Origin of the sequence: Chelativorans petroleitrophicus, assembly GCF_025398195.1 — a bacterium.
Taxonomy (GTDB): Bacteria; Pseudomonadota; Alphaproteobacteria; order Rhizobiales; family Rhizobiaceae; genus Chelativorans; species Chelativorans petroleitrophicus.
The window spans coordinates 235,553-257,036 of sequence record NZ_JAODNV010000005.1 but is presented as its reverse complement, the minus strand read 5'-3'; the positions used below and the strand labels follow the sequence as shown (position 1 = coordinate 257,036).

17 protein-coding genes and 1 tRNA gene are annotated in these 21,484 nt (G+C 62.5%); 10 read left to right on the top strand and 8 right to left on the bottom strand.

The window, feature by feature from the left end:
* Positions 1-90 precede the first annotated feature (90 nt).
* On the top strand, positions 91-912 hold the full coding sequence (locus tag NYR54_RS04630) for a DUF1194 domain-containing protein (protein ID WP_261514393.1): 822 nt from the start codon (positions 91-93) through the stop codon (positions 910-912).
* Between the two features lie 112 nt (positions 913-1,024).
* Here NYR54_RS04630 and NYR54_RS04625 read toward each other — a convergent pair.
* Positions 1,025-1,114: transfer RNA gene (locus NYR54_RS04625), tRNA-Ser, on the bottom strand.
* Positions 1,115-1,434: 320 nt separating this feature from the next.
* On the opposite strand from NYR54_RS04625, the gene NYR54_RS04620 reads away from it, so the two are divergent.
* From NYR54_RS04620 to mazG, 9 genes are all read left to right on the top strand, one after another.
* Positions 1,435-2,682 (top strand): septal ring lytic transglycosylase RlpA family protein, encoded by a 1,248-nt coding sequence (locus tag NYR54_RS04620; RefSeq protein WP_261514392.1) that lies wholly within the window; start codon positions 1,435-1,437, stop codon positions 2,680-2,682.
* Between the two features lie 114 nt (positions 2,683-2,796).
* Complete coding sequence (locus tag NYR54_RS04615) at positions 2,797-3,954, top strand: D-alanyl-D-alanine carboxypeptidase family protein (RefSeq protein ID WP_261514390.1); 1,158 nt, start codon at positions 2,797-2,799, stop codon at positions 3,952-3,954.
* Between the two features lie 112 nt (positions 3,955-4,066).
* Positions 4,067-4,729, top strand: coding sequence for a dTMP kinase (tmk, locus tag NYR54_RS04610; protein ID WP_261514389.1), 663 nt, complete (start codon positions 4,067-4,069; stop codon positions 4,727-4,729).
* Between the two features lie 3 nt (positions 4,730-4,732).
* Positions 4,733-5,788, top strand: coding sequence for a DNA polymerase III subunit delta' (locus tag NYR54_RS04605; RefSeq protein ID WP_261514388.1), 1,056 nt, complete (start codon positions 4,733-4,735; stop codon positions 5,786-5,788).
* Positions 5,789-5,913: 125 nt separating this feature from the next.
* Entirely contained in the window at positions 5,914-7,470 is a 1,557-nt protein-coding gene (gene metG, locus NYR54_RS04600; protein ID WP_261514387.1) for a methionine--tRNA ligase, read from the top strand.
* Positions 7,471-8,265 carry a TatD family hydrolase gene (locus NYR54_RS04595; protein ID WP_261514386.1) on the top strand — a complete coding sequence of 265 codons (795 nt, stop codon included), beginning with the start codon at positions 7,471-7,473 and terminating at the stop codon, positions 8,263-8,265.
* A 3-nt stretch (positions 8,266-8,268) separates the two neighbouring features.
* Positions 8,269-9,078, top strand: a complete 810-nt coding sequence (locus tag NYR54_RS04590; RefSeq protein ID WP_261514385.1) for an MBL fold metallo-hydrolase — start codon at positions 8,269-8,271, stop codon at positions 9,076-9,078.
* Between the two features lie 24 nt (positions 9,079-9,102).
* Positions 9,103-9,573: a YbaK/EbsC family protein gene (locus NYR54_RS04585; protein WP_261514384.1), complete on the top strand. Its 471-nt coding sequence runs from the start codon at positions 9,103-9,105 to the stop codon at positions 9,571-9,573.
* 1,624 nt (positions 9,574-11,197) lie between these two features.
* Positions 11,198-12,010, top strand: a complete 813-nt coding sequence (gene mazG / locus NYR54_RS04580; RefSeq protein ID WP_261514383.1) for a nucleoside triphosphate pyrophosphohydrolase — start codon at positions 11,198-11,200, stop codon at positions 12,008-12,010.
* A gap of 18 nt (positions 12,011-12,028) precedes the next feature.
* On the opposite strand, the gene hflX is transcribed toward mazG, so the two are convergent.
* The 7 genes from hflX to ntrC form a co-directional block, all read right to left on the bottom strand.
* Positions 12,029-13,387, bottom strand: a complete 1,359-nt coding sequence (gene hflX, locus NYR54_RS04575; RefSeq protein WP_261514381.1) for a GTPase HflX — start codon at positions 13,385-13,387, stop codon at positions 12,029-12,031.
* Positions 13,388-13,636: an RNA chaperone Hfq gene (hfq, locus tag NYR54_RS04570; RefSeq protein ID WP_261514380.1), complete on the bottom strand. Its 249-nt coding sequence runs from the start codon at positions 13,634-13,636 to the stop codon at positions 13,388-13,390. It lies immediately after the preceding gene.
* A gap of 129 nt (positions 13,637-13,765) precedes the next feature.
* A complete protein-coding gene (locus NYR54_RS04565) occupies positions 13,766-14,632 on the bottom strand; it encodes a D-amino-acid transaminase (RefSeq protein ID WP_261514379.1) in 867 nt (288 codons plus the stop codon).
* A 27-nt stretch (positions 14,633-14,659) separates the two neighbouring features.
* On the bottom strand, positions 14,660-16,036 hold the full coding sequence (gene trkA / locus NYR54_RS04560; protein ID WP_261514378.1) for a Trk system potassium transporter TrkA: 1,377 nt from the start codon (positions 16,034-16,036) through the stop codon (positions 14,660-14,662).
* A 171-nt stretch (positions 16,037-16,207) separates the two neighbouring features.
* Positions 16,208-17,569, bottom strand: coding sequence for a nitrogen assimilation response regulator NtrX (ntrX, locus tag NYR54_RS04555; RefSeq protein WP_261514377.1), 1,362 nt, complete (start codon positions 17,567-17,569; stop codon positions 16,208-16,210).
* Complete coding sequence (locus tag NYR54_RS04550; protein ID WP_261514376.1) at positions 17,559-19,841, bottom strand: sensor histidine kinase NtrY-like; 2,283 nt, start codon at positions 19,839-19,841, stop codon at positions 17,559-17,561. Before NYR54_RS04550 ends, ntrX begins: the two co-directional genes overlap by 11 nt.
* A 155-nt stretch (positions 19,842-19,996) precedes the next feature.
* Positions 19,997-21,484, bottom strand: a complete 1,488-nt coding sequence (gene ntrC, locus NYR54_RS04545; protein ID WP_261514375.1) for a nitrogen regulation protein NR(I) — start codon at positions 21,482-21,484, stop codon at positions 19,997-19,999.

The following is a 21,484-nucleotide window of genomic DNA, read 5'->3' as shown; positions in this document are numbered from 1 at the left end:
GGCAGGTGTCGCGCAAATGTGATGGCTTGCGGCTCCTTTCAAGGCCGCAATGCCATTGCCCGATGGCTCGCGACACGTAAACTCGGAGGCATGTGGACGCCGCACCGATCCATCCTGTGCCGCGCGGCCGCGCTGGCGGCGGCGCTGGTTCCCGCTGTGGCAAGTGCGCAGGAGGCGGTCGATGTGGAGTTGGCGCTCGCGGTGGACGTTTCGCTCTCCATGTCGCCCGGCGAGATGGAAATCCAGCGCCGGGGCTATGCGGAAGCGCTTACGCATGAAACGGTGATCCGGGCCATCGAGGATGGCGTGCACGGCCGCATCGCGCTTGCCTATTTCGAGTGGGCGGGCGACTTCTCCCAGCGCGTGTTGGTGCCCTGGACGGTGATCGCATCCGCCGAGGATGCCATCAGGGTGGCGGAGATGCTGACGGCGAGCCCGCCGCGCAGCGCACGGCGCACCTCGATCTCGGGCGCAATCGACTTCGCCGCCGACCTGTTTGCCGAAAGCGGCTATAGCGGCATACGCCGCGTCCTGGATATTTCGGGAGACGGCCCCAACAATCAGGGCCGCCCGGTGACGGAAGCGCGGGATGAACTCACCGCTGCGGGCATCACCATCAACGGGCTGCCGCTGATGACCAATGAGGGGTTCAGCACATCCTATGACGTGGCCGAGCTCGACCGGTACTACAGCGAATGCGTGATCGGCGGGCCGGGCGCCTTCATGATCCCGGTCAACGATTGGTCGCAGTTTCCCGAAGCGGTCCGCCGCAAGCTGATCATCGAGCTCGCCGGAAACGAAGCGCACGAATTCCGTCCGCAAGTGATTCCTGTACAGGCACAACCTGCCTATGACTGCCTGATCGGCGAGAAGATGTGGCGAAACCGTTCCTGGATGTGGCAGAGGCGGTGAGAAGATGGTGCTGTTCGGGAAGGTGCATCAACTGTCCCGGCAACTGGACCGACATCAAAGTTTAAGTGTTCCTTCGAAGAAACGAGCTATCGTGCCGTTTTTCAAGATAAAATGGCGGAGGGGGTGGGATTCGAACCCACGGTGACATCGCTGCCACGCCGGTTTTCAAGACCGGTGCCTTAAACCGCTCGGCCACCCCTCCGGCATTGATTCTGTGGCACGCCTTTGCCCGGCTTGCCGGTAACCCATCCTGCTGCCGGATGGCCCGCATCGGCTTTACGTGCCCGCCAGCGTAACGTCAACCACAGCGTTGCAGTGAACGCCAGGGCAGTTCACGCATTCGCAAGCCAGTTTGGGAATCCGCACATTCAGTTAAATTGCAATACCATTCGTTATCATAAGTGCTGCCCATTTCCCGCCACATTGCCTTCACAACGTGCTAACGGTTTCACCGATATTGATTGCGCACCGCGGCGGAGAGGGGGCTTTCTGCCGACGGCAAGGCAGAAACAGGAAGGCACGTTGGGGAAAGAACAGGCGATCGGGGACAGCCGGGCGCAGTCCTTGGCAAACCATGGGAATCATGAGCGGCGGCACGGTTGGGCCTGGGCATTGGCCGGCACGGCGATACTGTCCATTCTGCTTGCCGGCTGCGGCGCGCCCACGCCGAAAGCGACCCTGAGTCAGACCGGCGAATATTTCGCCGAGTCCGAATATGGCGTGAAGGCGAGCCCGCGGATTGCCTCGGTTGCGACCTCGGAGATCCCGCGCGGCGGCGGCCGCTACAAGCTGGGCAAGCCCTATCAAGTGAAGGGGCGCTGGTATAAGCCCGCCGACGATCCCGACTATGTCGCCGAGGGCAAGGCTTCCTGGTATGGCGCGGCCTTTCACGGACGGCTGACCGCCAACGGCGAAATCTATGACATGGCGCATCTGACCGCCGCGCATCCGACCTTGCCGCTGCCGAGCTATGCCCGGGTTACCAATCTCGATAACGGCAGCTCTGTGATCGTGCGAGTCAATGACCGAGGACCGTTCGCGCACGGCCGAATCATCGACCTGTCGAAGCGGGCGGCCGAACTCCTGGATTACCGGAATGCCGGCATCGCCAATGTGCGCGTGGAATATGTCGGGCCGGCACCGCTGCACGGTCAGGATGCTCAATTTCTGCTTGCGTCCTACCGACCTGGCGGCGCCTTGCCCGATCCTTCGGATGGTCTGCCGACCGGTGTGATGGTTGCGATGAACGGCCCCACGCCGAGCCAGCCGGTCTCGCAGGCCGTCGCGGCACTTGCGGAACAGGCAGCACCGATCTCGCTCGACGGCGGGGTAGCGCTGCCGGCGGTAGGCCCCCTCGTGCCGGACCGGCCCACGGAGCCGCCGGTGCAGGCGGGGGCGGTCGAGCTCGCTCTTCTTTCCTACGCGGACCGGCGTGTGAGCAGAGCGGCAAGTGCGTTTGACGCCGTTCTCGACTCGCAGCTCGACAGCCGCGCCGTCATCGACTGGTGGGAGCGCCGGAACGGGGCGCAGACGCCGGATGAGATCGCAGCCCCCTACATCAATCTCGGCACCTGGGCCTCGCGCGCTGAAGCTGAACGTCTGACACGCGCGCTTGCCGAACTGGGGCGGCCCGTGCTGAAGGAGACGGTGGGACCTGGCGGAAAGGTCTATGTCGCTTCGCTTCTTCCGGATGGAGAGGCAGACCTCGACGCGATGCTGCGTGCCGCCTGGGCGGCGGGCGCTCTTGACGCTTTTGCCGTGCGTGATTGACCCGCCATCCGGCAGGCCATCCTCTTGCTGGCGCGCTTGATCGGCCGCAGCGGGCGGCTATAGACTAAATAGTAGTGGAATGACGTCTGCCGACCGAAGGGTAGCGGGGCCCGTTTGTCTCGATTGTTTGCAGCAGCGGTTTGGCTTGTCGCGCTTTGGGCCTTCGTGGCTCCCGCCGCATCGCAGGATTTCGAGACCAAGGCCGAACGGGCCTATTTGATCGATGCGGAGACCGGCGCCGTCCTTTTCTCCAAGAACGCTGACGAGCCCTTTCCACCGGCCTCCCTCGCCAAGCTGATGACGGTGGAGATGATCTTCCAAGCGTTAGAAGAGGGGCGCCTGTCGTTCAGCGATACATTCTTCGTCAGCGAGAACGCCTGGCGCACGGGAGGAGCTCCCTCCGGCACCACGACCATGTTCGCGGAAGTGAACTCGTCGGTTCCACTCGATGCGATCGTGCAGGGGATCATCGTTCAGTACGCGAACGACGCCTGCATTGCTTTTGCGGAAGGTATCGCCGGTTCCGAGGAAGGCTTCGCGCGGATGATGACGGAACGGGCGCGCAGCCTCGGCCTCAGCCAGTCCACCTTCGCCAACGCCACTGGGCTTCCGGCCGACGGGCAGAAGGTGACCGCGCGCGAGATGACGGAGCTGGCCGTTCACCTGTGGCGCAGCTATCCGAAGCATTACCACTATTTCTCCCAGGAGGCTTTCGAGTGGAACAGAATCTTCCAGCGCAACCGCAACCCGCTCATCCGGCTGAATGCCGGTGTTGACGGGCTTGGCATCGGCTATGCCGAGGGTTTCGGCTATGCCATCACGGTTTCCGCTGCGCGCGGAGGCAGGCGGCTCTTCGCGACGCTGAGCGGGCTGGCCAGCGAGGAGGAGCGTGTGGAGGAGACGCGCAAGCTGCTCGATTGGGGTTTTAACGCGTTTGAGAAGCGCCGGATCGTGGCTGCCGCTGGCGATATCGTCGGGGAGGTAAGCGTCTATGGTGGTGAGCGCCGCTCTCTGGGCGTCCGCACGGAAGGCTCACTGTCTGTCCTCGTGCCGCGCGGCCAACCGGAGCGTATTTCCGCGCGTATCGTTTATGAGGGACCGGTACCCGCTCCGGTGGAGCAAGGCGCGCGAATCGGGACACTGCAAATCTGGATCGGCGATACGCTGAGCCAGGAAGAGCCAGTTTACGCCGCCCAGTCGATGGCGCAAGGGACCCTGCGCCAGCGCGCCATAGGAGCGGTGCGCGAATTGCTGGTGGGCTGGATGCGGTAGACGCGGGGCCGTCCCTGTCAAAAATCCGCCCTTGGACCTTGCACCGGCAGCGGACTATGTATTGATGCGAACACAAGTTGTTGCGCAGAACGCAAGAAGAGCAGGAACGGCGGTGCCTCGCGGTTTTTTCATCACGTTCGAAGGGGGCGAGGGCGCGGGAAAGTCCACGCAGATTTACCGCCTCGCCGATCACCTTCGGGCGCAGGGCCATGAGGTGGTGGAAACGCGCGAGCCGGGCGGCTCTCCAGGCGCGGAAGCGGTGCGCCATGTTCTTCTTTCCGGCGCGGCCGAACCCTTTGGGCCGACGATGGAGGCCATTCTCTTCGCCGCGGCAAGGCTGGACCATCTCGAACAGGTGATCCGTCCCGCCATTGCGCGCGGCGCTGTCGTGCTTTGCGACCGGTTTGTCGATTCCTCGCGCGTCTATCAGGGCGTGACCGGCGGACTGGAGCCGGATTTCATGACGGCGCTCGAACGTGTGACAGTCGGCGGCTCCATGCCGGACTTGACGGTGATCCTCGACGTCGATCCGGAAGAAGGCCTGCGCCGGGCGACCGAAAGGCGAGGGGAGGGCACAGCGGACCGCTTCGAGAAGGAGACGCTGGAGGTGCACCGCCGCCGCCGCGAGGCCTTTCTCGACATTGCCCGGCGGGAGCCCGATCGCTGCCTCGTCGTGGATACCACCGCCCCGGCGGACGAGGTGGCTGCACGAATCGCCGAAGCCGTCGATGCGGCACTGGGCGGCCCGCGCGCGGCGAAGCAGGCGGCAGGATAGGCGATGTTCGAACGCACCGCGCCCGAACAGCACGACACGCTGCCGGACATTCCCGAACCGGCGGAAAACGCCTTGCTTCTTGGGCACGAAGCGGCACGCGCCATGCTGGCCCGAGCCTATCGCGCAGGCAAGCTTCCTCACGCGCTGTTGCTTGCCGGCCGGCAGGGGATCGGCAAGGCCACGCTTGCCTTTCACCTGGCGCATCATCTCTTCTCGCATCCGGATCACAGCCGGGCACCCGAGGAGCTGTCACCCGCGGAGCCGCTTTCGCAGAATTTCAGGCTTGCCGCGCAGGGCGCGCATCCGGGGCTTCTGCACCTTACGCGCCCCTACGTAGAGCGTGACAAGAAGTTCAAGACCGTGATCACGGTCGACGAAATTCGCCGCGTCAGCCGGTTTCTCTCGCTCACGCCCGCCGATGGCGGCTATCGGGTGGTCATCGTCGATCCTGCGGATGACATGAACACCAGTGCCGCCAACGCGCTGCTGAAGAGCCTCGAGGAGCCTCCGCCGCGGACGCTGTTCGTTCTTATTGCCCATTCGCCTGGCCGGCTGCTTCCGACCATCCGCTCACGGTGCCAGACGATCAAGCTGGAGCCGCTCGAACCGGAGATCCTGCAGGATCTGCTGGTGCGGCTCGGGGCCGAGCTGCCGCAGGGCGCCAACGAAAGACGGCTGCTGATCGAGCAGGCAGGCGGCAGCGTGCGTGATGCCATCCTGATGACGCAGTTCGGCGGGCTGGAGATCGCGCAGGTGGTCGAGCGGATTTCGGCCGCGCCCCGCTTCGACGTGGCACAGGCCCATAAGCTGGCCGACGCCGCAGCAGGGCGCGACCGGCAGGTGCAGTTCGAGCTTTTCAATCGGACGGTGCTCGATCGCATAGCCGAAGCCGCCTCGAACGCAGCAGCTTCGGGTGCCGCCGCGAACGCCGCGCGCCTTGCCTCATTGTGGGAGGAAGTGGCCGAGACCATTCGGCAGACCGAGATTTTCAACCTCGACCGACGGCAGCATGTCCTGGGGCTTCTGACCCGGCTTCATCAGGCCGCGCAGAGTGCGTAAGATCGGCTTTTCGGGGCCGCCGTGACGTTTCCGGTTGGATTCCCGCTCGCTGCGCTGCATTGAAGCGCTCGCGGCGATGCGCTATCTGGGCTCAAGCCAATTCTTGACCGCCGAGCATTATCTCCATGACGCGCGAAACGTTTTACATCACCACGGCCATTTCCTACCCCAACGGCAGGCCGCACATCGGCCATGCTTACGAGCTGATCGCGACAGACGCCTTGGCGCGCTTTCAGCGGCTCGACGGCAAGGACGTCATGTTTTTGACCGGCACGGACGAGCACGGGATCAAGATGCTGCAGACGGCGCGCAAGGAAGGCATCTCCGCGCGCGAACTGGCTGACCGCAACGCGCCCGAATTCAAGCGCATGGCGGAGGTACTCGGCGCTTCCAATGACGACTTCATCCGCACCACGGAGGAGCGTCACAAGATTGCGAGCCAGGCGATCTGGAAGGCCATGGCGGAGAACGGTGACATCTATCTCGGCAGCTACTCGGGATGGTACTCGGTGCGCGATGAGGCCTATTACGGCGAGGAGGAAACTACCGTCGGCGAGGACGGTGTGCGCTACGGCCCGCAGGGCACGCCGGTGGAATGGGTCGAGGAGGAAAGCTACTTCTTCCGCCTCTCGGCCTATCAGAGCCGGCTGCTCAAGCACTATGAGGAAAACCCGGACTTCATCGGTCCGGCCGAGCGGCGCAACGAGGTGATAAGCTTCGTGCGCGCGGGCCTGCGCGATCTTTCGATCTCACGCACCACCTTCGACTGGGGCGTGCCCGTGCCCGGCGACGAAAGGCACGTCATGTATGTGTGGGTGGACGCGCTCACCAACTACATCACCGCCGCGGGCTATCCGGATGCGGGTGCGGAACGCTGGCGCTACTGGCCGGCCGATGCACACATCATCGGCAAGGACATTGTGCGCTTTCATGCCATTTACTGGCCGGCCTTCCTGATGTCGGCGGGCCTGCCGCTGCCGAAGCGCGTGTTCGGGCACGGCTTTCTGTTCAACCGCGGGGAGAAGATGTCGAAGTCGGTCGGCAATGTGGTCGATCCCTTCGCGCTGGTGGAGCATTACGGGCTGGACCAGGTACGCTACTTCTTCCTGCGAGAAGTTCCCTTCGGGCAGGACGGCAGCTACAGTCACGAGGCCATCGTCAACCGCACCAATGCCGACCTGGCCAACGATCTGGGCAATCTGGCACAACGCTCGCTGTCCATGATCGCCAAGCATTGCGGCGGCAAGGTGCCAGCGCGCAGGACGTTCGCGGAAGCCGATACGGCCCTGCTCGAGCGCGCGGAAACGGCGCTTGCGACGGCCCGTGAGGCGATGGCGCGCCAGGCGATCCATACCGCGCTGGGAGCCATCTTCGAAGTGGTGTCGGAGGCGAACCGGTATTTTGCCGCTCAGGAGCCTTGGGCACTTCGCAAATCCGATCCGGCGCGCATGGAGACGGTGCTCTATACGACCGCGGAAGTGCTGCGACGCATCGCGATCCTCTGCCAGCCCTACATTCCCGGCTCTGCCGGAAAGCTTCTGGATCTGCTTTCGGTGCCTGCCGACCGGCGCAGCTTTGCCGATCTCGGCGCTGCCGGCATGCTTCAGCCCGGGACGGAGCTGCCCACACCTCAGCCCGTATTTCCGCGTTATATGGAACCGGAAGAAGGGCAGGGGGCCTGAATGCTGGTCGACAGCCACTGTCACCTGGATTTCCCGGATTTTGAAAACGAACGTGACGAGGTTGTTGCGCGCGCGGGCGAAGCGGGCGTGGGCCTGCTCGTCACCATTGCCACACGGGTGAGGAAGTTTCCCGTCGTGTGCGCCATTGCCGAGCGCTACGACAATGTCTGGTGCACCGTCGGCACGCATCCGCACAATGCGGCCGAGGAATCTGATGTCACGGCTGAAGAGCTGGTGAACCTTTCCGAACATCCCAAGGTCGTCGGCATCGGGGAGGCTGGCCTCGACTATTTCTACGACAGGGCCCCGCGCGACCTGCAGGCCAGGAGCTTCCGCACGCATATCGAGGCCGCGCGGCGCACCGGCCTGCCGCTTGTCATCCACGCGCGGGATGCCGACGACGACGTGGCTGCAATCCTGCGTGAAGAAGCGGGAAGGGGGGCTTTTCCCTTCATTCTCCACTGCTTCTCTTCCGGGCCGGCGCTTGCCCGCACCGGCGTGGAACTGGGCGGCTACATCTCCTTTTCGGGAATCCTGACCTTCAAGAAATCGGACGCGCTGCGGGAGATTGCCAAGGGCATTCCGCACGACCGGCTTCTGGTGGAGACGGATGCGCCGTACCTTGCGCCCGTTCCCTTCCGCGGCAAGCGCAACGAGCCGGCCTATGTGGCGCATACGGCCGCCGTTCTGGCCGAGACCATCGGGCTTTCCCCGGAAGAGACAGCGGCGATCACGTCGGAAAATTTCTTCCGGCTGTTCAAGAAGGTGCAACGCCCGTCCATGAGGAGCGCGTGAGCCTTGCCGGAGCGACTTCGACTGACCATCCTCGGCTGCGGCTCCTCGCCCGGCGTGCCGCGCATCATCGGCGACTGGGGCGCCTGCGATCCAAGCAATCCCCGGAACCGGCGCACGCGCGCGGCAGCCTTGGTGGAGTGCGTTAGGTCGGACGGGCTTGTCACGCGCGTTGCAATCGATACCGGCCCGGATTTCCGCGCGCAGATGATCGCGGCCGGCGTCAGCCGCTTGGACGGCGTGGTCTACACCCATCCGCACGCCGACCACATCCACGGCATCGACGATCTGCGCGGCTATGTGCTGGCGCAGGGCCGTCTCATCGATATTTATGCGGACGAGGTCACACTTGGCCGGCTGAAACAGGCCTTCGGCTACTGTTTCGAAACGCCGGAGGGCAGCAATTATCCTCCGATCGTCATGCCGCACCCGATAGTGCACGATCGCGATTTCAGCGTGCCGGGCGAGGGCGGGCCGCTGACCTTCACGCCGCTGCCTCAGATCCATGGCGATATCCGTTCGCTGGGCTTCCGGATAGGAAACATTGCCTACTGCTCGGACGTCAGCGACTTTCCGCCTGAGACCGTACCGCTGCTTCAGGGCCTCGACGTGCTTGTCATCGACGCTCTGCAATACAAGCCGCACCCAAGCCATTTTTCGCTTTCCGAGGCTCTGGAATGGATTGAGCGTCTGACGCCCCGGCGGGCGGTGCTGACCCATATGCACACGCCGCTGGATTATGAAACCGTGCGGCGCCAGACGCCCGATCACGTCGAACCGGCCTATGATGGGATGATGATCGAAACCGAGCTTTGAACCTGGGGTGTTTCGGGGGAACGCATGTCCAAGAGCATCAGGCGCGTGGAGATGGCAGCTGCGCAGGCGGGGCTCGCCATCGAGGTCAAGCGCATGGGGGAATCGACCAGAACGGCCGAGGAAGCGGCGCGCCAGTGCGGCTGTGAGGTCAATCAGATCGTCAAATCGCTGGTGTTTGCCGGCAAATCTTCCGGCCGACTTTATCTTTTCCTGGTCTCCGGCGGAAAGAAGCTCGACCTGCAAAAAGCCTCAAGGCTCGCTGGCGAGGCTCTGGAGCGCGCCGATCCGCGGCAGGTGCGCGAGGAGACAGGATTTGCCATAGGCGGCGTTTCGCCGCTTGGCCATCCCGACGGTGTCCGCCGCTTCGCGGACGAGACTCTGCTCGAATTCGATCAGGTCTGGGCGGCTGCTGGCGCGCATGATGCGGTCTTCGCGGCCGACCCGAAGGCGCTGATTGCAGCGGCGGGCGCGGAAACGGCGGATATTGCCGGGTAGTCGGTTCCGGAAATCTCGGAGCCGCGGGACGCATCCACCCGTAATCCGGGAAGCCGCCGAGCGGCTATCCGGGCACGCGGCTATCCGGGCACCCAGTAGCGCCGTTGCCACTGTCTCTCTGGATCCCAAGCTCTCACAACGCGGACGCGGGCTGGTTCCATAATCTATCTTATGCGATCCATGACTTGATCTCCTCTCCGGCACGGTTTCGTGAAGAGACTTTAATTGTCAGTACTCCGGATCGAGGTTTATTTATTGAACAGTCGCGTCGTTGGACGCGGAAACCGTATTGAAAAGTGGTACTCGTAGTGAATTTTCGCGGTAAGCACGATGTCTCCTCTTACTGTTTCATCAGATATAAAGCACACTCTTCGTACGCTTGCCCATGAATTGGGTGAAAAAATAAAACCGACAAAGCAGCGGCCTTCTGACCCGGCACGTCAGGAAGACACTGGCCTTTCCAAATACGTTTTCTACGCGCCGCGTAAATCCGACGGCGCTTCAAATCCCGCGATGGACACCTTTCGTGATGAGGTCATGGAAAACCTGGCCGCGGAGATTAGGACGGATGTTGATGAAGGCCGATTGCAGCCTGCCCATGCGAACTTGAGCACAAGTGCCAGGCAGAACCGTGCGATGAACGATTTCCTTGATCGGTCGCGCCCAGCAACCCTCATGGAAATCGCCAGGGAATTGAAACTTGATCCAAAGAAGATTCATAAAAAGTACGGAGACGCAAATAACTATTATGGAATGAACTTTAGGAACGCAATAGCAAATATCAGGTTAGATATAATAAGGAATGAAGCAACGAATCTATCTGATGGCGACACATTCAAGGAATCTATATTAAATCCGGAGAGTAAGATACTAAGATACAAGGAGTTTGAGTTACAATATTTATATAAAGACGAGTCGTCTGGCGGTTCTTTCGTTGGATGCCTCTTCAAAGAACCCGACAATCAGGAGCGCCTGTGGGTTGTCACGTATGAGGGCAACATAATCACTCTTTCGCCAGATGAAGTGGGTGAGAGTAACACGCAAGCCCTTGGGGCGCCAATGATATTGTCCAGCAACTTGAGCAGTAACCCGACGCCTGGGCGCGGCACGAGAATCGCCGCCAATGCCGTTGTTTCCATCCTGCGTGATACCTACAGAAAACAGATTGAAAATGAGCGCAATATTTATAAGACCGTACTTCGTGCGGATATTGATAGGAAGAATGAAAATGTCATTATTACAGATATGAAGAAAGGAGGATTAAATATTGTTCCTTTCTCACGCACTATCTTGGCCTACAAAAGAGGAGCGGATTACGAAGAACTAAAATCCATACAAAGGCAGGATTTGAACCGTCTTAAAGGTAATCTGTCAGGACTGGGGCTAGGGACAGTAACTGGCATGCCAGCCGGACCTGTCGGTATGGCAGCCGGTGGAGCTGCTGGCTGGATTGGTGCATCCGCGATGCGTAAGTCTAATACCGGTCGTCAACAAGGCTGTCTCTTCCCTGCACGAGTCAGCCAAAGGAGGGAAATAGATATAGAACGCGGGCTTGCTGGATGCCGCGCTTTCTTGCCCTGGAGGTCGATCCGCGCTACGGCTCCTGCACCGCAGAGGAGCCCGAATGAAGCCTTCGAGAGACATTTCGCGCCTGATCGAGATCATGGCTGCGCTGCGCGATCCCGAGACCGGCTGCCCCTGGGACGTGAAGCAGGATTTCGCGAGCATCGCGCCCTATACGATCGAAGAAGCCTACGAGGTGCTGGATGCCATCCAGCGCGGCGACATGCATGATCTGCGCGAGGAGCTGGGCGACCTGCTGCTCCAGGTCGTCTTTCATGCGCGTATGGCCGAGGAAGCCGGACATTTCGACTTCGGCGACGTTGTGGAAGCCATCACGACCAAGATGATCCGCCGCCATCCGCATGTCTTCGGCGAAACGGATGCGCGCCAGGCGGATGCCGTCAAGGTCATGTGGGAGAAGATCAAGGCCGAGGAGAAAAAGGAGCGCCTGGCGCGCCGGACTCCCGACCAGCGCGAGGAACATGGCTATCTGGACGATGTGGCCATCGCCCTGCCCGCGCTCATGCGAGCTTTGAAGCTGCAGCAGAAGGCGGCGAGGGTCGGCTTCGACTGGAAGGCTGCCGAACCCGTTCTCGACAAAATCGAGGAGGAGATCGGGGAGCTACGGCAGGCCATCGTTCAGTCCCGCCACGACGAGGTAGCTGAGGAGTTTGGAGACCTGCTCTTCGCGCTGGTCAATCTCGGCCGCCATCTCGATGTAGATCCGGAAAGCGCGCTACGATCGGCTAACGAGAAATTCCGCCGCCGTTTCCATCAGATCGAGCGCGAACTTAAGGCGAATGAGAAGGACCTCGGATCAGCCACGCTTGATGAGATGGAAATACTCTGGCAGCGCGCAAAGAAGATGAAGTGATCCGCCCTACCCCTTGTTTTAATTTCTTAATTTTCGCGCGATTTCATCGCGCGCGGTTTGGGTTGTATGCAGATGCAGCGTGACGCTGCCATCCTCGTGATCTTCACGGCGGATCACATCTCCGTGGCGATAAATCCAGTCGATTAATCCCAGCCGTTCCGCCGATAAAGTGAATGAGGCTTCCACGACCCCGCCTGAGACGCGCTCCTCAATAATGGCCATCAGGTCGTCGATCCCCTCGCCAGTCACCGCGGATATGGCCACCGGCGGCGTCCTGTTCACCGCGTCGCGCAAAAGCCGCCTGCGATCCTCCTCGCTCAGGAGATCGATCTTGTTCCAGACCTCCAGCACGCGGTTGGTGTCGGCAGGGTCGATCCCCAGGCTCGATAGGACTTCTTCCACATCCGCCGCGTGAGCCGTGGTATCCGGGTCCGAAATATCGCGCAGGTGGAGGATGAGATCGGCCTCGATCACCTCCTCAAGCGTGGCGCGGAAGGCGGCGACGAGATGAGGCGGCAGGTCCGAGATGAAGCCGACCGTATCGGAAAGGATGACTACGGTACCGTGCGGAAAACGGACCCGCCGCAATGTGGGATCCAGCGTGGCGAAGAGCATGTCTTCCGCAAGCACAGCGGCCCCAGTCAGCCGGTTGAACAGCGTGGATTTGCCGGCGTTGGTGTAACCCACGATCGAAACCACCGGGAACGGTACCTTGCGCCGCTTGGCCCGGTGCAGATCGCGGGTGCGCCTCACCGTCTCCAGCTCCCGCCGGATGCGGACGATCCGCTCCTGCAGGAGCCTCCGGTCCGCCTCGATCTGCGTTTCGCCCGGGCCGCCCATGAAGCCCCCGCCGCCGCGCTGGCGCTCAAGATGCGTCCAGCTTCTGACGAGCCGCCCCCGCTGATATTCGAGATGGGCAAGATCGACCTGCAGGCGCCCTTCCTTGGTGCGCGCGCGGCGGCCGAAGATTTCGAGAATCAGTCCGGTGCGGTCGAGCACCTTCGCCTTGAGCGCGCGTTCGAGGTTGCGCTGCTGCACAGGCGTAAGCTGATGATCGACGATGACAAGCTCTGCCGGGGTTTCGGCCACGATTCCCGCGAGCTGCTCCACCTTGCCGGTGCCGATCAATGTGCCCGGCTTTGGCTGGGTGACGGTGAAGACCTCACGGTGGACGACGTCGAGATCGATGGCTTCCGCCAGTCCCACCGCTTCCGCCAGCCGCGCCTCGGGCGACAGCGACATGTGCGGCCGCCCATCGCGGTCCGCAGGCTGGCCGCGGCCGTGGGAAAGCAGAACCGGCGTTACGACGACGGCCTTGGTACGATCACCGTTTGTCGGAGCCTCCTCCTGTGGCTTTCTGCCTTCTTTCCTGGCCAATCAACCTTCCCGGTTGTTTTCCTCCGCGTCGAAGAGCTGCACGGGCTGACTCGGCATGATGGTCGAGATCGCGTGCTTGTAGACGAGCTGTGAATGGCCGTCACGGCGCAGAAGGACACAGAAATTATCAAACGATGTGACGACACCCGTCAGCTTCACGCCGTTGATCAGAAATATCGTCAGCGGGTTCTTGCTCTTACGAACAGTGTTGAGGAAGAGGTCCTGCAAATTTTGGGAACGTTCCGCCATTTTTGTTTTTCATCCCCTGCGTCGCCGGCAGTAGCGCAACATTACCCCGCCCTGTCAAGCGCGATGACTGCCCTTCCACCGCGCGGGAGGCATGCCGATACCTACGAGCCAGCCGCCTCCGGCAAGTGGTTAACAGGCAGGGCATTTTTCCGCAACGTCAAAAAACGAGCGCCTGAGCGACAGGGCTACGGTGCCCGGATGTCCGTTGGCCACCGGGCGGCCGTCGATTTCCACCACGGGCATGACCACGGTGGAGGCGGCGGTGATGAAGGCTTCGCGCGCCGATTGAGCTTCTTCCACCGAGAAGGCCCGCTCCTCGACCTCCAGGCCCAGCCGGGCAGCAACATCCATAACGGTCGCGCGCGTGATCCCGCGCAGAATGCCGTAGTCGGCGGGCCGGGTCACCAGCTTGCCGTCCTGCGTGACGATCCAGGCGTTCGTGGCCGCGCCCTCCTTCACAAGTCCTTCGGAATCGACGAACCAGGCTTCGGAGGCACCGCTCTCGCGCGCCTTTTGCCGCGCAAGCACGTTGGGCAGCAGGCCAATCGTCTTGATGTCCACCCGCTCCCACCGGTTCTCGGGCACCGTGATCACCTTCACGCCGGTCTCCGCGCGCCGGGCGTTGGCCTGCGGATCGGTCCGCTTCGCCGTAACGATGAGCGCGGGGCGGGTACTCTCCGCCGGAAACACATGATCGCGCGGCGCCACGCCACGCGTCACCTGCACATAGACGAGGCCGTTCTTCACGCCGTTGCGACGCACCACCTCGCGCATGATCAGCTCCAGAGCCGCGCGGCGCAGCGGCCAGCGGATACGCAGCTCCCGCAAGGATCTGTCGAGTCGGTCGAGATGCCGCGTCATATCGATGATGAAGCCGCGCGCCACCTCGCACACCTCATAGACGCCATCGGCGAACTGGTACCCCCGGTCCTCGATATGTACGGCGGCTTGAGCGTGACGGACATAACGGCCGTTCACATAGGCAATTCGCGGCAAGGTTCCCTCCTTGGGTGGTTCGAAGAATCAGAAAAATTCCAGGCTCACGCGGAACAGCTGCTCGACATGCCGCACCGCCTTTTCAAGGGCGAATATCACGACCCGATCTTTGGGCTTGATGCGCAGCGAGCCGCTGGGCTTGACGAAAACGCCCTCGCGATAAACCGCGCCGATGCGCATGCCATCCGGCAAATCCAGTTCCTTGAGCGGCGGGCCGACGAGCGGCGACGTCTCCAGCGCCTCCGCCTCGATCACTTCCGCTGCTCCCCACTGAATGTTGTGGACGGCGCGGATGCGGCCGCGGCGCACATGCTGCAGCACGCGCGAGATGGTGACCGCACGCGGGTTGACATGAGCATCGACCCCCAGCGTCTTTGCGAATTCGTGATAGGTCGGGTTGTTGATGAGCACGAGGTTGGATTTGCAACCGAGTCTCTTGGCGATCACGCTGGTCAGGATATTAACCTGATCGTCATTCGTGAGCGCGACCATCAGATCGGCATGGTCGATGTCGGCTTCCAGAAGAAGCTTTTGGTCTAGGGCGCTTCCGTGAAGGACGACCGTGCGGCGCAGCTGGTCGGCAATGGCTACGGCGCGATCGCGGTTGTTCTCTATGAGCTTGACCTTCGTCCGCCCGCCCTTGCTTTCCATGGCCCGCGCCACATAGAGGCCGATATTGCCCCCGCCGGCGATCACGATTCGCGTGGCTTCCGGCTCCTCATGCCCGAATAGGCCCAGCGTGCGCCGCACCTGATCCTTGGTGGTGACCACATAGGCGAGATCGCCCGCCATGAGCTGGTCGGCCGAATGGGGGATGAACAGGTTTCCATTGCGTGAAACCCCGACTACGGTCGAAGGCAGGTCCGGAAAGAGCTCGGTGAGCTGCGCAAGCGGCGTGTTGATGACGGGGCATTCCTCGAGGCATTCGATGGCGACCATCACCACGTGGCCGTCGGCAAAGGAGACCACATCGGTCGCCCCCGGCAGGGCGATGCGCCGCAGCACCATCTCGCTGACCTCGATCTCCGGTGAGATGATCACGTCGATGGGCAAGTGATCGCGCGAGAACAGGTCCATGTAGTGCGGCTGCAGATAGGACTGCGAGCGGATGCGCGCGATCTTGGTGGGCACGTTGAAAAGCGAATGCGCCACCTGGCAGGCCACCATATTGACCTCGTCGTAAAGCGTCACGGCGATGATCATGTCCGCCTGCTGCGCCCCGGCATTGGCCAGCACCTCTGGATGCGCGCCATGGCCTACCAGACCGCGCACGTCCAGAGAATCGCGCACGGCGCGAATCAGGTCAGCGGAGGTGTCGATGACAGAGACGTCGTTCTTCTCCGCCGCCAGCCGCTCGGCAATACCGTATCCGACCTGCCCGGCACCGCAGATGATGACTTTCATGCGTCCTGCTCTTGATGCGGATCGCCGGCAGCGAATGACGAAGAGCGAAGAGCGAATAGCGAATAGGGAATAGGGATTTGCAACTGCTGACCGGACGCCTGCGTGTGCACGCGAATCCTCACCTTCATTCTCCGTCCCTACTCGCTATTCGCTACTCACTACTCGCTGGCCTTAAACTCCCAACGACTTCAACTTCCTATGCAGCGCCGAGCGTTCCATGCCGATGAATTCGGCCGTGCGTGAGATGTTGCCGCCGAAGCGGTTGATCTGGGCAAGCAGGTATTCCTTCTCGAACAGCTCGCGCGCCTCGCGCAAGGGCAGCGCCATGATATGCTGATCCGACTGCGTGGGCACACGCGGCATCACATCGCCAATCTCCGCCGGCAGGAGATCGGCAGTGATCGGCTTATCTTCATCCTCGCCGCGCGTTAGGATCATCAGCCGTTCAATATTGTTGCGGAGCTGGCGGATGTTGCCCGGCCAGTTGTGCGCCTGAAGCACCGCCATAGCATCCTCGCCCAGCCGCCTAGGCTTGATGCCCGCCTGCGCGGTGATCTGGTGCATGAAATGTTCCACGAGCAGCGGTATGTCCTCGCGCCGTTCCGCCAATGACGGAACCATGATCGGCACCACCGCCAGACGATGATATAGATCTTCCCGGAAGCGCCCCTCCGCGATCAGGGATTCGAGGTTCCGGGCCGTCGACGAGATGATGCGCACGTCCACCTTGACGCGCTTGGTGCCGCCCACGCGCTCGAACTGCTGATCGACCAGCACGCGCAGGATCTTGCCCTGCGTCTCGCGCGGCATGTCGGCCACCTCATCGAGATAGAGCGTGCCGCGATGGGCCTCTTCGAGCGCCCCCACCTTACGCTCGCCGCCGTTCGATTCGGTGCCGAAAAGCTCGATCTCCATGCGCTCAGGCGTGATCGAGGCGGCGTTGAGTGAGACGAACGGCCCGTTGGCACGCGCGGAGAGGGCGTGGATGGCGCGGGCGGCCAGTTCCTTGCCGGAACCGGAAGGGCCGATCAGCATGATGCGGCTGTTGGTGGGCGCAACACGCTCAATGGTCTGACGCAGCTGGTTGATGGCGGGCGAATTGCCAATGAGGTCGAAGGTTTCGCCGCTGCGTTTCTTCAGGTCCAAGACCTCGCGGCGGAGCTTGGACGTCTCCAGCGCCCGCTCGCAGATCAGGATTAACCGGTCGGCCTTGAACGGCTTTTCGATAAAGTCATATGCGCCGCGCTTGATGGCCGCCACGGCCGTCTCGATGGTGCCATGCCCGGAGATCATGACCACCGGCAGGTCGGGGTGCATTTCCTTGATCTTGTCGAGCAGGGCCATTCCGTCCAGCGTCGAGCCCTGCAGCCAGATGTCGAGCAGCACAAGCCTCGGCACCCGCTCGGCAATCGCCGCGAGGGCCGCATCGCTGTTGCCAGCCGTGCGCGCCTCGTGGCCCTCGTCGCTCAGAATTCCCGCGACCAGTTCCCGGATATCTTCCTCGTCGTCGACGACCAGAATGTCAGACGCCATTGTCGATCTTTTCCGTTCTACCTGCAGTCTCGCCCACCCCTGCCCTGCTTCCCCGCTCATCGGGTGCTGCCGGCAGCAGCATTCGCACCATTGCGCCTACACCGCCGTGGAAGGAGGCTGGAGCGTCGTGCAACTCCAGCCGGCCGCCATGGTCCTCGATGATCTTCTTGACGATAGCGAGCCCCAGGCCGGTGCCCTTCTCGCGCGTCGTCATGTAAGGCTCGAGCAACCTTTGCCGGTTCTCGCGCGGCAGGCCCTTGCCATTGTCCATCACGCTGACCTCGATCACCCCGCCCGCCTGCCGCGCAGTGATGCGGATCACGCCCATGCGGTCGGCCTCGCGCGATGCGGCATCGATTGCTTCGGCGGCGTTCTTGATGATGTTGCCGAAGGCCTGACTCATCAACCGTGTATCGAAGCGTCCGATCAGAGGCTGATTGCCCAGATCGTTCTCTATCGTGATGTCGGGACGGCTCACCTCGATCAGGAAGGATGCCTCACGCAACGGCTCGCGCAGATCGAGCTTCTGCATATCCGGCTTGGGCATGCGCGCAAAAGCGGAGAACTCGTCCACCATCCGGCCGATGTCCCCGACCTGGCGGATGATCGTGTCGGTGCACTGGTCGAAGATTTCGCGATCCTCGGTGATCACCTTCCCGAAACGCCGGCGGATGCGCTCCGCGGAGAGCTGGATGGGGGTGAGCGGATTCTTGATCTCGTGGGCAATGCGCCGGGCCACGTCGGCCCAGGCGGTGGAGCGCTGCGCCTGCACCAGATCAGTGATGTCGTCGACCGTCACGACATATGAGCGCTCCTCGGCGCCGCCCACAGTCTCCTCGGTGGTGATCTGGATGTTGAAGGTGCGCTCCGAGCCGCTGCGATAGAAGGTCACCTGGTCGCGATAGACCTTGCGCCCCGATGCCTTGCCGACCTCGAACACGCGTCCAACCTGCGGAAGGACGGCCGTAAGATTCTTGCCCAGCGTATCGGCGGCGTGGATAGAAAGCATGGTTTCGGCCGAGCGGTTGACGATGGAGACGGTGCCCTGCCGGTCGACGCCGATGACGCCCGCTGACACGCCCGACAGCACCGCTTCGGTGAAGCGCCGGCGCTCGTCTATCATGTCGCGCGCATGGATGAGCTGGTCGCGCTGCGTCTTGAGTTGCAGCGTCATCTTGTTGAAGGTGTCGCCGAGAGAGGCCACGTCCCCGTCGGAACGGCGTACCGGGACGGCAACGTCGAGGTTTCCAGTCGATACCGCGTCGGCCGCAGCGATGAGTTGGCGGATGGGCCGCACCAGCCGGTCCGCGACCGCAATGCCCGTCCAGATGGCGGCCAGAACGATGGCGAGCGTCACGATGAGATAGAGTAGCGCGAAGGCGACCTGCGTATTGAAGCGGTTCCCCTCCAGGGCTCGGTATTCGTCGGCATTGGCGGCAACGATGCGCTGCGCCTTGATGACCTGCGGGTCGAGCTCGCGCAGCGTGTAGAGATAAGCGTCGGGGATTTCCCTGAGTTTTACGACGGCGCCGATCAGATTGCCGGGCGGTAGGTCGAACAGGACGGTTAGCCCCTGTGCAGCCTGCCCCAGAACACCGTTGGGCGGGGCCGGAATCTCGCCGGAGCGGGGCATTTCGGCGCCCATGATGACCGACTCATCTTCACGAATGAGCACCGCATAGGTAAGCCCCCGCCCCCTCGCCTGCTGCGTCAGCACCTGGCGGAACCCGGTGCGGTCGAGATTGTAGAGGGTGCGAAGGCGATCGAGGTCGATCGCCATTGAGAGCGTCGTGCCCTGCAGCGTCTGAGCGTTCTGCTGCACATAGGCATCCGCGATGGACAGCGACGACTGCACGATGACGCGGGTTCTGATCTCGAACCAGCGGTCGAGACCCAGATCGAGCGTGATGGAAGCGACAATGGCGACCAATATGGCCGGAATCGCCGCCACCAGCGAGAACATGGCGACGATGCGCACATGCAGCCGCGAGGCAGCCTTGCCACCCTTGCGCGCCGTATAGATGCGGTGCGCCTCGCGCGCGATCAGCCCGATCAGAATCAGGACAAAGGCCGCGTTGATACCGATCAGCGCGAGAGTGGTGGAAGCGTCGGGCGCAAGGGGCGTGAGCCCCAGGAGAACGGCGAACGAGACGGCAGCCGTCAGCAGCGCGCCGGCCGCAGCCAGAATGCCTGGCCATGCCATGAGACGCCGCCCCTCCGTCGGATTGGGCCGGTACGGCTCTGCGGACATGGCCGGCGCCTGCGTGCTCATAAAGAACTCACCCTCACCCCATTAACCTCGCCGGTTCGTCACGCAACCGGCAATCGCGTTGCAGATATGCAACGCATTGTGGCGATTTTGCAACGGGCCAGTGGACTTTCGGGAGAGAATCCCAGCGGTGTGGACACAGGATAGCGAAAGAAGGGCTATTCCGTCTGAAGGCTGCCAATGCTGCCGGAAGGCCGGGTTGCGCGGTAGATATCCACGCCAAGCTCGCGAATCTTCTTGCGCAGCGTATTGCGGTTGAGACCCAGAAGTTCGGCCGCGCGTATCTGATTTCCCTGCGTGGCCGCGAGCGCGGCGAGGATCAGGGGATACTCCACCTCCGCCAGAACCCGGTGATAGAGCCCCGGCGGCGGCAATCCAGCGCCGAAGCCGCGGAAATAGCGCTGCAGGTAGCGCTCGACGGCCTGGCCGAGGGGCAGATCCGAGCCCGTGCCCTCCTCGGCTTGCGATTTTGCGGCCGGCGCGCTGCCGTATAGCTCATTGAGGATGATCTCCTCGGAGATTTCCTCCTGTGGGTAGAGTGCTGCCAGCCGGCGTACGAGATTTTCCAGCTCCCGCACATTGCCTGGCCAAGGATAGCGCATCATCGCGTCAAAACCGCCCTTGGAGATGCGCTTGGCGGGCAGCCCCTCACGTTCGGCCTGGGCGAAGAAATGGCGCACGAGATCAGGAATATCCTCCGTGCGCTCGCGCAGCGGCGGCAGGCGCAGCGGCACCACATTGAGGCGGTAGAACAGGTCTTCGCGGAAAAGTCCCTGATTGATGAGCGCGCGCAGGTCCTTGTTTGTAGCGGCCACGATGCGCACATCGGTCTTAATCGGCGTGCGGCCGCCCACGGTGGTGTATTCGCCCTGTTGGAGCACGCGCAGAAGCCGCGTCTGCGCCTCCATCGGCATGTCCCCGATCTCGTCCAGAAACAGCGTGCCGCCCTCGGCTTGCTCGAAGCGCCCCGACGAACGCTGCTGCGCGCCGGTGAAGGCGCCCTTTTCGTGACCGAAGAGCTCCGATTCGATCAGATCGCGCGGAATGGCCGCCATGTTGATGGCAACGAAGGGGCCGTTGCGGCGCTTGCCGAACTCGTGCAGCGCGCGGGCCACCAACTCCTTACCGGTACCCGATTCGCCGCCGATCATAACCGTGAGATCCGTCTGCATCATGCGGGCGAGCATCCGGTAGATGTCCTGCATGGCCGGCGAGCGGCCGACGAGCGGCATCGATTCGGGCGTCTCGGGCGCCTTTTTCTCCACGGGCCTCGAACGGGGCTCCGCCAGCGCGCGCCCCACGATGGAGAGAAGTTCCGTCAGATCGAAGGGCTTGGGGAGATATTCGTAGGCCCCCGCCTCCGAGGCGCGAATGGCGGTCATGAACGTGTTCTGGGCGCTCATGACGATGACCGGCAGATCGGGCCTGGCCTTCCTGATGCGCGGCAAAAGGTCGAAGGCGTTTTCGTCGGGCATCACAACATCGGTGATGACAAGGTCCCCCTCGCCCGCCGTGACCCAGCGCCAGAGCGTCGCCGCGTTCGAGGTCACCCGCACTTGATGGCCGACGCGGGACAGCGCCTGATTGAGGACCGTACGGATGGCCGCATCGTCATCAGCCACGAGGATGTTGCCGTGTGCGCTCAT